The sequence below is a fragment of the Mycolicibacterium mageritense genome (assembly GCF_010727475.1).
GTDB lineage: Bacteria > Actinomycetota > Actinomycetes > Mycobacteriales > Mycobacteriaceae > Mycobacterium > Mycobacterium mageritense.
The window spans coordinates 1,465,067-1,479,130 of the sequence record NZ_AP022567.1 but is presented as its reverse complement, the minus strand read 5'-3'; the positions used below and the strand labels follow the sequence as shown (position 1 = coordinate 1,479,130).

Genomic DNA, 14,064 nt, shown 5'->3' with positions numbered 1-14,064 from the left:
AATCGATTTTGAAAAAGTTTGGAGACGTTATTGTCCAAATCGATTTGGGTACGTAGCGTGATCGCAATCACGCACCCTGGAGGAGCCATGGCACCCATGACGGCAGACCCCGCCGCCACCACCGATCTCCCGGCGGCCGCCGACCAGGCGGGCCGCGTCGAGACCCACGGGATCGACTACATCCCCGAGAGCGAGCGGCACGGCCGGGCGCGGGAACTGTTCGCGGTATGGGCCGCGCCGAACGTGGGCTACCTGGCACTCGTGGTCGGCGGGACGCTGATCCTCATGGGCCTGAGCCTGTGGCAGGCGCTGGCCGTCATCGTCGTCGGCAATCTCTTCTCGATCCTCACCGGCATCGTGGCCGCGAGCGGGCCTGCGTCGGGCACGCCCAGCGAGGTCATCACGCGCGCGGTGTTCGGTATCCGCGGCAATCGCGTGAACATCGTGGTGACCAGCTGGTTCATCAGCGTCTGTTACCTGGCGCTGAACTGGGCGGCCGCCTCCTACACGGCATTCCGGCTGGCCGAGCGGTTCGGCGTCGCGGTGACGCTGCCCGTCAAGATCGGGCTGATCCTGGCCGTCGCCGTGATCACGCTGGCCATCAGCGTGTACGGCCACGCCACGATCGTCCGGCTGTACCAGCCACTCGCCCTGGTCCTCACCGCGGTGTTCGTCGTGATGGCGGCATACGTCCTCGGCAGCGCCAACTGGGGATACCAGCCCGGCCAGCCGCTGCACGGGATCGAACTCTGGGCGACCGTGGCAGCCGGACTGGCGATCGTCGCGTCGGCCCCGCTGTCCTACACCAACAGCGCCGACTTCGCGCGCTACCTGCCCACCGCCTCCTCGCCGTTCGCCGTGGCCGGCTGGACCACGCTGGGCGCGTACGTGCCCAGCGTCCTGATCACCGGGCTGGGCGCGCTCGCCGCGACCGCGCTCGACATGGCAGACCCGGAGACGGCCCTCGAGGGTGCGTTGCCGTCGTGGTTCGTGCCGATCTTCCTGATCGCGGTGATCCTCGGGACCATGGCCAACAACGCCATGACCGCCTACAGCTCGGGCCTGGCGCTGCAGGCCGTCGGTTTGCGCCTGCGCCGGTCGCGCAGTGTGCTGCTGGACGGTTCGATCGGTGCCGCCATGACCATGTACGCCCTGCTGGTCTCGAACTTTCTTGACACCGTGAGCAATATGATGCAGCTCGTGGTCACCGTGATGGGGCCGGTGATGGCGGTGTACGTGGCCGACGTGCTGTGGCGGCGCAACGCATACGACGGCCCGGGGCTGACCGATCAGACCCCGGCGAGCCCGTACTGGTACACCGCCGGCGTCAACCGGGCCGGTGCCGTCGCGGTGCTGATCGGCATCGGCCTGAGCCTGCTGTGTGTGGCCGCCCCGGTGTACACCGGTCCGATCGCGGAAGCGATTGGCGGCGTGGATCTTTCGCTTCCCGTCGGACTCCTGGTTCCTGCAGTGCTGTACGTCGTGCTGATGGGCCGACGTAAGGCGGTCCCGGCATGACCGGGCACGAGATCATCGTCGTCGACGGCGTGGCTCCCACCGAACGGGGCCGGGCCCGCGGGCATGCGTTGCGCGCTGACCTGCCCGCGGCCGTCGACCTGTACTTCGACCTGTTCCGGACCGTCGGAATCGATGAAGCGACAGTGTGTTCCGATGCCGAGCGGATCACCGACGTCATCGGGCGCTGGGACTCGCGCTATGTGGACGAGATCGTCGGGGTCGCAGACGGTGCCGGTCTCGACCCTTGGCGGGTGATGGCCGTCAATGCCCGCACCGAGATCCTGGCTCAGGCGCTGGGAAGCAGGCCCGGCGAATGCTCGACGATCGGTTGCGTACCGGAAACCGGTGCGCCCTTCGGTATTCAGACCTGGGACTGGCACCAGGAGCTGGACCCGTTCTGGCATCTGCACGACGTGCGGGGCACCACGCATGCGTACGTCGGCCTCACCGAACACGGCATGCTCGGCAAGATCGGGGTCAACAGCGCGGGCCTCGGGCTGTTCTTCAACATCCTCGGGCACCGTGACGACGCGCCGGCGGGTGTGCCGGTGCATGTGCTCGCGGCGGCGGTTCTCGGTACTGCGGGCAGTGTGGCCGAGGCGCTGGAGGTGTTGCGTGGGGCGCCGATCCGCACGTCGGGCGCCTTCACCCTGCTCGATCCGACCACCGCGGTGTGTGCCGAACTGAGCCCACGCGGAGTCACCGTGCTGTCGCAGCGCGGGGGCTACCTGCCACACACCAACCACTTCCTGGACGCTCGCAACACGCCGTTCGAGAAACCCGGACTCTACGACCCGGATTCGCAGGAACGATTGCAGCTCATCACGTCCCGGCTCGTGCGCTACCCGACACCAGAGCAGGCCGTCGACCTGATCCCATATCTGCAGTCCGATCCCGGCCAGCCGCAACTGTGCTGCACACCCGCGCCGGGCGCGGTGTTCGGTCAACGCTGGGCGACGTTGGCGACCGTACTGCTCGAACCCGAGCACCGCCGGGCCCGCATCCTCGCGGGCACGCCGTTGCAGGCCCGGGACGGCAACTGGAACACCGTGGAGACCACGCAGGTGGCTGCCCGATGACGACGCATTACCGGGGCGGACGGATCTTCACCGCGACACAACCGGAATGGGCCGAATCCCTTGTGGTCTCGGGATCGGAGCTGATGTTCGTCGGTGACACCGCGGCGGCCGACGCGCTGCCCGGCATCACCCGCACAGTCGAACTCGACGGCGCCCTGGTGCTACCGGGCTTCATCGACGCCCACACCCACCTGGTGTCGATGGGGCAGGCGCTCCAGCAGGTCGACCTGTTCGACGCCGTCGACCTCGCCGACATCCAGAACCGGTTGGCGGCAGCCGCTTCGGCGGATCCGTCCGCACCGCGGATCCTGGGCCGCAGTTGGCTGTACCCTCCGCTGGCGGGCCGTGCGCCGGACCGGCACATGCTCGACGCGGCCGTTGCCGACCGGCCCGTGTACCTGGCCTCCAACGACGTGCACTCGGCGTGGGTGAACACCGCGGCGCTGCGCGAACTCGGCATCGACGCCGCCACTCCCGACCCCATCGGCGGCACGATCGAACGCGACGGCGACGGCAATGCCACCGGAATGTTGTACGAGACGGCGGCACTGGGGCTCATGCGGACGTTCCTCGACAGCACCGTCACCGACGACGAGCGCGACGCCGCGCTGGCCGCGACGTTCGCCCACTATCTGGCCGCCGGTGTGACCGGAGCCGTCGACATGGGGCTCGACAGTGCCGATCTGTCCGCGCTCGAACGCGCGCTGGCCGCGGGCGATGGCACGTTGCCGCTGCGGATCGCGGGGCACTGGCTGGTCAACCGGACCGCGTCGACCGCCGACAACGTGGCCCAGGTGCATGAAGCGGCCGAGCTGAGCCGACGCGTGCCCGGGCCGTGGCTGCGTGTCACGGGCATCAAGATCCTCGTCGACGGTGTGATCGACAGCTGCACGGCCGCGATGAAAGAGCCCTACGCCAACGGCAGTCACCCCGAACCCATCTGGGATCTCGAGTCCCTTGCACCCGTGGTCGCGGCCGCCGACGCCGCGGGTCTTCAGGTCGCGATGCACGCCATCGGCGACCAAGCCTCCGACATCGCGCTCTCGGCTCTTGAGCACGCGATCGCGGTCAACGGGCCGCGCGACCGCAGGCACCGCATCGAGCATCTGGAGACCGTGACCGAGGCCAACGTCGCGCGCTTGGCCGGCCTCGGTGTCGTCGCATCCATGCAGCCCGTGCACGCCGATCCGGCGATCACCGACAACTGGCGCGCCATGCTCGGCGACCACCGCGCTGACCGCGGCTTTCCGTGGCCCGAATTCACAGCTGCCGGAGCCACATTGGCATTCGGCTCAGATGCGCCGACCGCGCCGTACCCGCCGCTGCCCAACATGTACGTGGCCACCACACGGCGGTCCGCCTGCGACCCGGCACTTGCGCCGAACCTGCCGGACTACGCGCTGCCGTTGGCCGAGGCGATAGCGCACGCCACCCGAGATGCCGCGTACTCGTGCCGGTGGGAAGGCGTGACAGGGCGCCTCATGGCCGGGCACGCCGCCGACTTCGTGGTGCTCGACAGCGATCCGTTCACCGTCGGTGCCGATGCACTGCTGACGGCGAAAGTGCGCACGACCGTGTCCGCGGGCCGGGAACATCACGCGGGCTGACTGCAGCGTCTCTGGTGCACTTACGTTGAAGATCGTGGCTACCTGATAACCGCGATCTTCAAACTAAGTGCCTGGATGCCTTGGTCGTGTTCTGTGGCCCCGGCCAGCGAGGTGGATCCCCTCTGGCGCACTGTGGCGAGCGTGCAGCCTGTTGTCACGAAAATCGCGAAATTACCACGCAAGCCTGCACGTTCGCCACAGTGCCAGCCCACAACATCACCGGCAGCTCCCGCATCGTCCAGCCGGGGGCCTACAGATTTCGCGGATGATGACACGCCGCGGCATGGCGCGGTTCCAGCTCCTCCAACGGAGGGGCGTCGGTGACACACACCTCGGTGCACCACGGGCAGCGCGTGTGGAAGCTACAGCCCGAGGGCGGGTTGATCGGGCTCGGCACGTCACCCTCCAGGACCAGGCGCTCACGCTCCACGTTGCGCCTGGGGTCCGGGATGGGCACCGCTGACAGCAGCGCGTTCGAATACGGGTGCAGCGGTTTGCCGTAGAGGCTGTCGGCCTCGGCATTTTCGACGACCTTGCCGAGGTACATCACCGCGACCCGGTCCGACACCTGCCGGATCACGCCGAGGTCGTGCGCCACGAACAGGTAGGACAGCCCGAAGTCTTCCTGCAGTTCCTTGAGCAGATTGATGATCTGCGCCTGCACCGAAACGTCGAGCGCCGACACCGGCTCGTCGGCGATGACCAGCTTGGGTTGCAGCGCAACGGCTCTGGCGATCCCGATGCGCTGGCGCTGCCCGCCCGAGAACTCGTGTGGAAACCGGTTGTAGTGCTCGGCACGCAGTCCGACCCGGTCGAGCAACTCCTGGACCCGGCGCTTGAGGTCGGCGCCGCTGGCCAGGCCGTGCAGTTCCAACGGGTCGCCGATGATCTGGCCCACGCGTTTGCGGGGATTCAGCGATGCATAGGGATCCTGGAAGATCATCTGGATCTGGCGCCGCAGCGGCCGCAGCTCGCGCGGGGACCGTCCGACGAGCTCCTCACCGTCGAACCGGACCGACCCCGACGTGGGCCGGATCAGCTGCAGGATGGCACGGCACAGGGTCGACTTGCCACTGCCGGATTCGCCGACCAGGCCCAGGGTTTCGCCCTCGTTGAGCGTCAGGCTCACCCCGTCGACGGCCCGCACCTGCGCCACTTCACGGTCGATCACCACCCCGGCCTTGACGGGGAAGTACTTGACCAGATCGGTCACTTCCAACAGTGCAGTCACCGCAGAGTCCTCTTCTCGTCCAAGGACAACCAGCATCGATCCAGATGTGCGCCGCCGTTGCGGGCTTCGAGCGGCGGAGGCTCGGCGCACTTCTCGAACACATGCGGGCAGCGCGGGGCGAAGCGGCACCCCGTCGGGGGATCGAGCAGTGACGGCGGTTGCCCGGAGATCTGGGTCAGCCGTGCCGTGCGTGGCTGGTCGAGCCGCGTCATCGACCCCAACAGGCCCCAGGTGTACGGATGCTGCGGATCGTAGAAGATCTCGTCGAGCGTGCCGTCCTCCACGATCTGACCGGCGTACATGACGACGACGCGGTCGGCCACCTCGGCCACCACACCCAGATCGTGCGTGATCAACACGACCGCCAACCCGCGGTCGGCGTTGAGTTTTTCGACCAGGCGCAGGATCTGGGCCTGCACCGTGACGTCGAGGGCCGTCGTCGGCTCGTCGGCGATGAGCAGCTCGGGTTCCAATGCCAGGGCCATCGCGATCATCACGCGCTGCCGCATACCACCGGAGAACTCGTGCGGGTAGTCCCGGACCCGGCGCTCGGGATGCGGAATGCCCACCGAACGGAGCAGTTCCACCGCGCGTTCGCGGGCCTGCGCCTTCGAGATGTCGCGATGCGCCCGGATCATCTCGATGATCTGGTCACCGACCCGGTACACGGGGTTCAGCGAGGTCATCGGATCCTGGAAGATCATCGCGATGTGCTCGCCGCGCACGGAACGCATGGCGGCGGAGTCGAGGGCCGTGATGTCGCGTCCGTCGAACTCGACCGAGCCCGCGATGGCCGTGTTGGAACCGCGGGTCAACCCGATCAAGGTCTGCGCGGTCACGCTCTTGCCCGACCCGGATTCACCGACGACCGCGAGGATTTCGCCACTGCCCAGGGAGAACGACACCCCGTCGACGGCTTGCACGACGCCGTCGTCGGTGGTGAAGCTGACGCTCAGTTCTTTGACCTCAAGGAGTTCACTCATACCGGTGCCGCCTCTCCCAGTCGGATCCGCGGATCGAGGTAGGCGTATGCCAGGTCGACGATCGTGTTGAACAGCACGATGAAGAACGCTCCGTACATCGTCACGCCGATGAGCGGCGGCAGATCCAGCGTGCGGATGGCCTCGCCCGCATACAGCCCGACACCGTTGATGTTGAAGACGGTTTCGGTGAGGATCGCGCCACCGCCCACCACGGCGCCGAAATCCAGGCCGAACAACGTCACGATCGGGATCAGCGAATTGCGCAGGATGTGCCGGACCCGCACCTGCCGTTCACTGATGCCCTTGGCGCGAGCGGTCCGCACGTAGTCCTCGTGCGCCGCGTCGAGCATGTTGGTGCGCAGCACGCGGCTGTAGAACCCGACGTAGAGCACGGCCAGCGTGATCCACGGCAGGATCAGGTGATACGCCCACTGCAAAGGATCCTCCGCCAGTGGCACGTAGCTGCTCGACGGGAACAGCTCGAGCTTGTAACTCAGGAAGTACAGCAGGATCGCGGCCAACCAGAACACCGGCATCGAGATGCCGGCCAGCGACAGCACCGTGAGGGCCCGGTCGGTGAACTTGCCCGCGTGCACGGCGCTGAGGTAACCGAACCAGATGGCCAGTGCCATCCACAACACCGCCGCGCCGATGCACAGCGAAAGTGTCGCGGGCAGGCCTTCCCAGATCTGTTCGGCGACATTGCGATTGCTGGCGTATGAGGTGAGCTGGCCGGTGAAGATCTGCTTCATCATGGTCAGGTACTGCACGGGCAACGGCTGATCGAGCCCGAGCTCGTGGCTGACCCGGGCGATGAGTGCCGGGTTGGCGTTCTTGCCCGCGATGCGCGCGGCCGGGTCCGAGTTCGGGATCACGTTGAAGATGACGAACACCAGCACCGAGATGGCGAACAACACGGCCACCATGCCCAGCAGCCGCCGGACGACGAATCTGACCATCAGTGCTCCAACCGGATTCGGGCCTTCGGGTCGAGCGCGTCACGCAACCCGTCGCCGAACACGTTGAGCGAGAGCACCGTGATGACGATCATCAGGCCGGGCACGATCGTCAGATGCGGCGCGGTGTAGATGGTCTGGTACCCGTCGGCGATCATCGTGCCCCACGACGCATTCGGGGGCCGCACCCCGGCCCCGAGGAACGACAGCGCCGACTCCAAAAGCATGTTGTTGGCGATGTTGAGCGTGAAGAACACGATGATCGTGGAGATGATGTTGGGCAGCAGCTCGGAGCCCATGATGCGCAGCGGTCCCTTGCCCATGGCCACCGCGGCCTCGACGAACTCCTTCTGCCGCAACGCCAGCACCTCGCCACGGATCGGCCGGGCCATGTACGGCACGTACACGCAGCCGATGATGAGGATCGGAATCCACAGTGAGTCCCCGGCGACCTGCACCGGGCCGAGCTTGACGCCCCCGAGTGCCAGAGCGGTGCCCAGCGCTATCCCGAGCAGCAGCACGGGAAAGGCCCACACCACGTCCATCGCCCGCGACAGCAGCGCGTCGATCCAGCCCCGGTAGTAGCCGGCGAGCAGGCCGATCATCACCGCCAGCACCGTAGTGGTCAGCGCCGCGGCCAGGCCGATGTAGATCGACGTGCGACCGCCGTAGAGCAACCGCACCATGACGTCGCGGCCGTTCTGGTCGGCACCCAGCAGATACCGGCCGTGCAGCCCCGGACCGATGGGAGTGCCGTCCGGCGACACCACGTAGGTCTCCTCGCCGTCGATCAGCACCTTGTCGGTGATGTGGTTCTCGTTCGGTGACGTGTGTGCCACGTGGTCGGCCCACAGCGGGGCGGCCAGGCAGCACAGCACGATCACCACGAACAGTCCACCGCAAGCCAGGGCAACCTTGTTGCGGCGCAGCCGGATCCACGCCAAATACCAGGGGCTGCGTCCCTGTACGGCGACCGCCATCACTTGAGCGCGAACGACGTGTAGTCCTGGTTGAACAACAGATGGTGATAGCTGGTGTCGAAGTCCATGCGGTCCGACACGAACGTGGTGAACTGCTCGTTGCCGTACGGTGCCCAGATCGCCTGCTCCATGAAGGACCGGTCCAGCTCGGCGTAACCCTTCTTCACCTCATCGGAAAGCTGCTGGGTGAGAAGCTGGTTCATCTTGGCATCCAACTCGGGGATGTTGACCCGCGAGAAGTTGTTGCCGTTGGTCGGCAGGATGCTCTTGCCGTTGATCAGCGGGCGGAAGAAGTCGTCGGGATGCGGGAAGTCCTGAAACCAGTCGGCGAACCCGGTGTCGAGATCGGGAGTGGTCTGGTTGCCGATCGTCGTCCAATAGACGTCACCGGCAATGACTTTGAGGGTCGCGTTGAAGCCCAGCTGGGTCAGCACGTCGTGGTAGTACTCGCCGATCCGCTTGCGGTCCGGCTCGTCGTCCGTCCACACGGTGATGTTGCGGTCGGCCGGATTGGCCTCTGCGATCAGCTGTTTGGCCTTGTTCACGTCCGGCCCGGGATACAGCTTGTACTCCTCGTAGCCCGGCATGCCCGGGGGCAGGATCTGCTGGGTCGGGTGCAGGCGGCCGCCGAAGATGCGGTTGAGGGCCTCGGGGTCGATCGCGTAGTTGATGGCCTGGCGCACGCGCAGGTCGTTGAACGGCGCCTGCTGCGTGTTCATCCAGAAGTAGTAGGTGTTGATGGAATCCTCGAGCCGGAACCGGTTTCCGTACCGGGCCTTGACCTCCGGCAGCCGGTCGGCGTCGGGCGGATCCGTCATGAAGTCGATCTTGTTCTGCTGCACGCCGGTGACCTGCGCGCTGTTGCTCTTGTTCTGCGTCACGATGATCTTGTCGACGTGCGCATCGGCGACCTCGTCGGCGCCCGCGTCCTTGACCGTCTTGAACTGGGGATTGCGTTCCATGGTCAGTGTGTGCGGCGCGTCGACCTTGGTGATGGTGAACGGCCCGCTGCTGGGCGGCGGGTTGTTGGTCGCATCCTTGTCGAGCGGGGTGGTCGGCGGGACCGGCGCGGCGAACGGCAGCGCGAGAATGTGGTCGAACGTGCCGTTCGGCTCGGTCAGGGTGACCGTGATGTCGCCTGTGGCGTCGTCGGTCTTGATTCCGCTGATGGTGTCGGCCTTGCCGTCGGCGTAGTCGTTGGCGCCGGCGATGACGCCGTAGAACACCGAGCCGCCCGAATCGACCTTGAACAACCGCTGGATGGCGTACGTGAAATCGGATGCCTTGATGGGTGTTCCGTCCGAGTACTTCATGTTCGGGCGCAACGTGAGCTTGTAGGTCTTGCCGTCCGACGAGACCTCGGGCAGATCCTTCGCCAGGCCCGGCACGATGTCGGTGCCGTCCTCACCCTTGGCGTGTTTGTAGGTGAGCAGCGGGGTGTAGGTGTTGTACAGCACCTCCCAGCCTTCCAGCGTGTACGACAGCTGGGGGTCCACGTAGTCCGGGAACGAGGTCATGCTCACGTTGATCTCGCCGCCCTCCTTGGCGCCAGAGCCCCCGCCTCCGCCGCAAGCGGCGACACCGAATACCGCAAGCGCGGTGATGCTGGCGATGGTCAGAACTCTGCGCGGCATGATCATGCGACTCCCCTTGAAAAATGCGTCCTGGACGACTCCCGATACAGCTGTACGCCATTTCGGTGCGCCGTTGAGCATCTTTCGGGAAAATTCACGGCCCGCAACTTGGGCAACCGAAGTTTCTACTGCGTAACAGAGTGTGAGCAGAAGTTCGGGGTGAATCTGCCGTGGTCGGCCGTATATTTGACGTGAGTATGACGAATTTGTGACACCGTCCGTACAGCGCCGGTCCGCAGGGGCCCTCAATGTCGGCTCGGCGCTTGGCAATCCGGTAGCACGGTCCACCGGCGACGCCACCGGGGCGCTGCCGTAAGGGTTTTGGTCAATGCGCTGGCGCGGGAGTTGGGTCGGCGCTACGTTTGCGAAAACCCCGGGAGGGCTCATGAAGCGCATGCATGCTGGTGCCGTCGGCGCCATGACTCTGTTCGCCGCGGGCCTGCTGTCCGCCTCGGCCGGGGCCACACCCGCGGAGGGCGACGTGGAACGGACCGATCTGGCCAAGGGCACCACGACTTCGCCGATCTGGATCGTCACCGCGGGCCAGCCCACCACGTTCTATGTGCAGAACCTGGTGCTCAAACCGGGTGCCCGCAGCGGCTGGCATGCGCACCCCGGTCCCGAACAATCGGTGATCACCAGGGGCGCGGTGGTGCTGCGTACGGCAGCCAACTGCGCACCCGTGGTCTACACCGAGGGGCAGGCCGTGTTCATCCTCGGCGGGATCGCCCACGAGGTGGTCAACGAAGGCACCGCGGATGCCGAGGTGGTCGTGACCTACACGCTTCCGGCCGACGCCGCACCCCGCGAGGATGCCCCGGCAATCTGCCAGTAGCTGCGGGTTTGCGTCGGAAAACCGAACCGCGCGGCGGCCACGACCTTGTTTACCGCACCTAAATACCCCGTATCCCTCGCCTGCCCTCTATTGTGTGGCTGTGCCTGAGATGGATCGTCGCAGTGTGATGTTCATGATGGGTCTGGGGGTGGCAGCCGCTGCGTTGCCTGCCGGGGTCGCCAACGCCGACCCCGCGATCGGGGACAACCCGCCCGGACCCGGGCCGGCTGCGCCGGCCCCCGGATCGCCGACACCGGCGGCAGCCAATGCTGCACCGACGTTCCTGTTCCAGGACGAGTTCAACGGCCCGGCCGGCTCTCCGCCCGACCCGGCGTGGTGGCACCTGATCCCGGAGCGCGAGACCATCAAGAACCCGGTCGAGTGGGACAAGCCGTTCAACATGGGCCGCTACGTCACCGACACCGAGCACGCCTTCCAGGACGGCAAGGGCAACCTGGTGATCCGCGCGACGCGCGGCCCGGGCACCACGATCCAGGAGAAGTACGCCAGCGCCAAGGTCGTCGGCAACTGGCGCGGCGGCATCGGCACCACGTGGGAGGCCCGCGTCAAGCTCAACTGCCTCACCGACGGGGCCTGGCCCGCGTTCTGGTTGCTCAACGACGACCCGGTCCGCGGTGGCGAGGTCGACCTGGTCGAGTGGTACGGCAACCGTGACTGGCCGTCGGGCACCACGGTGCACGCGCGGTTGGACGGGGAATCGTTCGCCACCGACCCGCATCCCATCGACAGCGGATGGCACACCTGGCGCATGTCGTGGACGCCGCAGGGCATGTACTTCTGGAAGGACTACGCGCCCGGCATGGAACCGTACTTCGAGGTTCCGGCCAACTCGTTGCAGGACTGGCCGTTCAACGATCCCGGTTACACCTTGGTGCCGGTGTTCAACATCGCGGTCGGCGGCTCGGGCGGGCGCGATCCGAGCGGCGGCAACTACCCGGCCGAGATGCTGGTCGACTGGATCAGGGTCTTCCAGGGCTGACGAACGACGAACGGCCCCCTCCCGCCGGAGGGGGCCGTTCTCATGCGCTACTCGGCGTCCCCCGAAGCGCCGGTACCGCTGTCGGCAGACGACTCGGTGGTGCTCGATGTCTTCGAGGTGGGCCTGGCGAAGGCCTTCTTGATGCCTTCGCCAATCTTGTTGACCGCGGCCGAGACTCGTTCACCGAGCGCCGTCACAGGCTTGGTCGAGCGCTCGCCCGCGCTGCCTTTCACCCCGGGCGTGCCCGGTACGGCGATCGCGCTGTCGCGGACCAGCGGTTTGGTTGTCTCCCGGTCGGATTCCGGTGGCGGGGTCTTCGACGGCTCGTCGGTGGCCGCGGCCGCAGGGGTTTCGGTGGTGGCCGGAGCAGTTGCCGCGGAGACCTTTTCAACGGCCGGAGTGGTAGCCGGCAGCGAAAGGGGTTCTGCCGTCCCCACGGTGAGCGGTTCCTCGGGTTCCGGGGGTGGTGGGTTGATGGCCTTGGCGAAGGCCTGGCGAGCGAGCGCGACGTTGAGATTGATCGTGGTGTCCACAGCGGATATGCCCGCCGAGGCGATGTTCGCGACACTGTGCTGTGCGGCGTTGACGACGTTCGCCGGATCCCCTGAGACGATCGCGGTGCCGACGGCCTCGATGCCGGCGGCCGTCGTGGTGGCAACGGTGAATCCCGCCAACGCAGTGCCCAGCGCGGTTCCCCATGCCTGATACATGGTGGCCTCGGCCAGCCGTGCCACGACCTCGAATTCGCCGCGCACGAGATCGGTCAATTTCATGTACTGCTGGAACCCGCCGATGACAGGCCCGATGAACAGCGGCACAAAGGTCGACATCGCGCCGTCGAGATCACCCGCGGCAGCCTTCTGCAGCGCAGCCGCGGCGGTCGGGGGGAAATTGAGAATCACGGCTTTGACGACCGGCGCGAGCGCCTCGGCGATCTCGCCGAGGGTTTGGGCGTCGGCCGTGCCCTTGGCGATCACGGCGTTGACGATGGGCAGCGGATTGGCGGTCTCGTTCGCGATCGTGGTCTGGATGAACGCTGCGGCCTTCTCGAAGACCGGGGTGAAGACGTCGACGGGGTTGTCGACGGCTGCGGTGAGTTGCACCGAGTGGCTTTGGATTTCGGGCGGGGGAGCGGCGACGGGAGTGACGGCGATGACGCCGGCGCCGACCAGGGCGATGCCGACCGTGGCGTACGGTCGTAGAGCGAGTGGCAACTCGGTCTCCTTCGGTTCAGGTGAGGGTGTCAGCCATCACTGACCGCGTGAAGGTATCCGGGAAGTCGGCGAAGAACATTCGCATTCTGTAACACGTTCCAATTATGAAAATCCTGGGTTTGGATCAGTGGTTGTTGCGGTAGGACCGCGGTGAGACCCCGACGCGGCGGCTGAACGCGGTCGCGAAGTGATTGGGCGTCGAAAAGCCGACGGCTGCACTGATATCGGTGATCGTCCGAGTTGTGGTCAAGAGCAGCGTCTTGGCGCGATCGATCCGGCGGTCGAGCACGAACTGGTACGGCGTGGTGTGAAATGCGGCCCGGAACGCCTTGATGAACTTGCTCACGGGCATGCCGACCAGCGCGGCAAGCGCTTCCAGGTGGATCTCCGAGTCCAGGCTGTCCTCAAGGAATTCGACAAGCAGTGAGCGGGCACGGGCGTCCAGTGTGCATGCGCCGCGAGCCCGCTCGGGCGGTGTCACCGTGTACTTGTCGGTGATCAGCAGGCGGACCGTTTCGGCGAGCGTGTCCTGAAGCAGGCGCGCGAGCGCGTCGTCGCGGTCTGCGGCGCCGGCGATCTTGTCGACCAACTGATGGATCAACGGGTCGCGGTGTTTGATGCGGGGGATCAGCGGTGTCGACCCCAGCAGTCGATGCGGGATCGCGATCTCGCAGTATCCGGCCGCATCACCCTCGACCAGGGCCGCGCACCGATTGCCCGCGGGCACCACCCAGATATCGCCGGCAGTCGGCAGCGTCCGGCCGGACGGGCCCCAGTCGAGGTCGGTTTCCATCGACCGCAGGTGCCCGAGGCGGTGAACGTAGACCAGATGCCTGCTGTCGTCGAAACAGCACCAATCGGTCGAGGCGCGAATCTGTTCGGTGGCGTACCTGAAGGTCATGCCGCGAGCGGCGACAGTCTTCTCACCGAGCACGATGCGCGGTGTCAGCGGCCGATCACCGTCCCACGGTTTCATGCGCGCGACACCTCCGTTGACGACTCCGTCAATCGGGCAGGAGTTTAAGCC

12 protein-coding genes are annotated in these 14,064 nt (G+C 66.4%); 5 read left to right on the top strand and 7 right to left on the bottom strand.

Annotated features, from left to right (window positions below):
- Positions 1–96: 96 nt before the first annotated feature.
- The 3 genes from G6N67_RS07230 to G6N67_RS07220 are packed head-to-tail and all read left to right on the top strand — an operon-like array spanning position 97 to position 4,204.
- Positions 97–1,518: a purine-cytosine permease family protein gene (locus G6N67_RS07230; RefSeq protein ID WP_230021693.1), complete on the top strand. Its 1,422-nt coding sequence runs from the start codon at positions 97–99 to the stop codon at positions 1,516–1,518.
- Positions 1,515–2,597, top strand: coding sequence for a C45 family autoproteolytic acyltransferase/hydrolase (locus tag G6N67_RS07225; RefSeq protein ID WP_036433359.1), 1,083 nt, complete (start codon positions 1,515–1,517; stop codon positions 2,595–2,597). Before G6N67_RS07230 ends, G6N67_RS07225 begins: the two co-directional genes overlap by 4 nt.
- Complete coding sequence (locus G6N67_RS07220) at positions 2,594–4,204, top strand: amidohydrolase (RefSeq protein ID WP_036433361.1); 1,611 nt, start codon at positions 2,594–2,596, stop codon at positions 4,202–4,204. The genes G6N67_RS07225 and G6N67_RS07220 overlap by 4 nt, the downstream gene beginning before the upstream one ends.
- Positions 4,205–4,454: 250 nt before the next feature.
- Here G6N67_RS07220 and G6N67_RS07215 read toward each other — a convergent pair whose 3' ends face one another.
- Genes G6N67_RS07215 through G6N67_RS07195 form a run of 5 tightly spaced genes read right to left on the bottom strand, consistent with a single transcriptional unit; the run spans position 4,455 to position 9,994 of the window.
- Complete coding sequence (locus tag G6N67_RS07215; protein WP_036433363.1) at positions 4,455–5,435, bottom strand: ABC transporter ATP-binding protein; 981 nt, start codon at positions 5,433–5,435, stop codon at positions 4,455–4,457.
- A complete protein-coding gene (locus tag G6N67_RS07210) occupies positions 5,432–6,418 on the bottom strand; it encodes an ABC transporter ATP-binding protein (protein ID WP_036433366.1) in 987 nt (328 codons plus the stop codon). The genes G6N67_RS07215 and G6N67_RS07210 overlap by 4 nt, the downstream gene beginning before the upstream one ends.
- Entirely contained in the window at positions 6,415–7,377 is a 963-nt protein-coding gene (locus G6N67_RS07205; RefSeq protein ID WP_036433368.1) for an ABC transporter permease, read from the bottom strand. Before G6N67_RS07205 ends, G6N67_RS07210 begins: the two co-directional genes overlap by 4 nt.
- Complete coding sequence (locus G6N67_RS07200) at positions 7,377–8,354, bottom strand: ABC transporter permease (protein ID WP_036433370.1); 978 nt, start codon at positions 8,352–8,354, stop codon at positions 7,377–7,379. Before G6N67_RS07200 ends, G6N67_RS07205 begins: the two co-directional genes overlap by 1 nt.
- The gene (locus tag G6N67_RS07195; RefSeq protein ID WP_036433372.1) at positions 8,354–9,994 is read right to left on the bottom strand and encodes an ABC transporter substrate-binding protein; all 1,641 of its coding nucleotides are present in this window, start codon (positions 9,992–9,994) and stop codon (positions 8,354–8,356) included. The genes G6N67_RS07200 and G6N67_RS07195 overlap by 1 nt, the downstream gene beginning before the upstream one ends.
- Before the next feature lie 388 nt (positions 9,995–10,382).
- On the opposite strand from G6N67_RS07195, the gene G6N67_RS07190 reads away from it, so the two are divergent.
- Together G6N67_RS07190 and G6N67_RS07185 are read left to right on the top strand one after the other, a co-directional pair.
- A complete protein-coding gene (locus G6N67_RS07190) occupies positions 10,383–10,823 on the top strand; it encodes a cupin domain-containing protein (protein ID WP_374762507.1) in 441 nt (146 codons plus the stop codon).
- Positions 10,824–10,932: 109 nt separating this feature from the next.
- Positions 10,933–11,823 (top strand): glycoside hydrolase family 16 protein, encoded by an 891-nt coding sequence (locus tag G6N67_RS07185; RefSeq protein WP_036433376.1) that lies wholly within the window; start codon positions 10,933–10,935, stop codon positions 11,821–11,823.
- 47 nt (positions 11,824–11,870) lie between these two features.
- Here G6N67_RS07185 and G6N67_RS07180 read toward each other — a convergent pair whose 3' ends face one another.
- Together G6N67_RS07180 and G6N67_RS07175 are read right to left on the bottom strand one after the other, a co-directional pair.
- Entirely contained in the window at positions 11,871–13,037 is a 1,167-nt protein-coding gene (locus G6N67_RS07180) for a hypothetical protein (RefSeq protein WP_036433377.1), read from the bottom strand.
- Between the two features lie 124 nt (positions 13,038–13,161).
- Positions 13,162–14,013, bottom strand: a complete 852-nt coding sequence (locus G6N67_RS07175; protein WP_036433379.1) for a helix-turn-helix transcriptional regulator — start codon at positions 14,011–14,013, stop codon at positions 13,162–13,164.
- Positions 14,014–14,064 lie beyond the last annotated feature (51 nt).

Bases quoted from the DNA above. Each gene is read 5' to 3' on its own strand.
- G6N67_RS07195 (WP_036433372.1), bottom strand. From the start codon at position 9,994: ATGATCATGCCGCGCAGAGTTCTGACCATCGCCAGCATCACCGCGCTT.
- G6N67_RS07225 (WP_036433359.1), top strand. From the start codon at position 1,515: ATGACCGGGCACGAGATCATCGTCGTCGACGGCGTGGCTCCCACCGAA.
- G6N67_RS07175 (WP_036433379.1), bottom strand. From the start codon at position 14,013: ATGAAACCGTGGGACGGTGATCGGCCGCTGACACCGCGCATCGTGCTC.
- G6N67_RS07230 (WP_230021693.1), top strand. From the start codon at position 97: ATGACGGCAGACCCCGCCGCCACCACCGATCTCCCGGCGGCCGCCGAC.
- G6N67_RS07205 (WP_036433368.1), bottom strand. From the start codon at position 7,377: ATGGTCAGATTCGTCGTCCGGCGGCTGCTGGGCATGGTGGCCGTGTTG.
- G6N67_RS07220 (WP_036433361.1), top strand. From the start codon at position 2,594: ATGACGACGCATTACCGGGGCGGACGGATCTTCACCGCGACACAACCG.
- G6N67_RS07200 (WP_036433370.1), bottom strand. From the start codon at position 8,354: ATGGCGGTCGCCGTACAGGGACGCAGCCCCTGGTATTTGGCGTGGATC.
- G6N67_RS07190 (WP_374762507.1), top strand. From the start codon at position 10,383: ATGCATGCTGGTGCCGTCGGCGCCATGACTCTGTTCGCCGCGGGCCTG.
- G6N67_RS07185 (WP_036433376.1), top strand. From the start codon at position 10,933: ATGGATCGTCGCAGTGTGATGTTCATGATGGGTCTGGGGGTGGCAGCC.
- G6N67_RS07210 (WP_036433366.1), bottom strand. From the start codon at position 6,418: ATGAGTGAACTCCTTGAGGTCAAAGAACTGAGCGTCAGCTTCACCACC.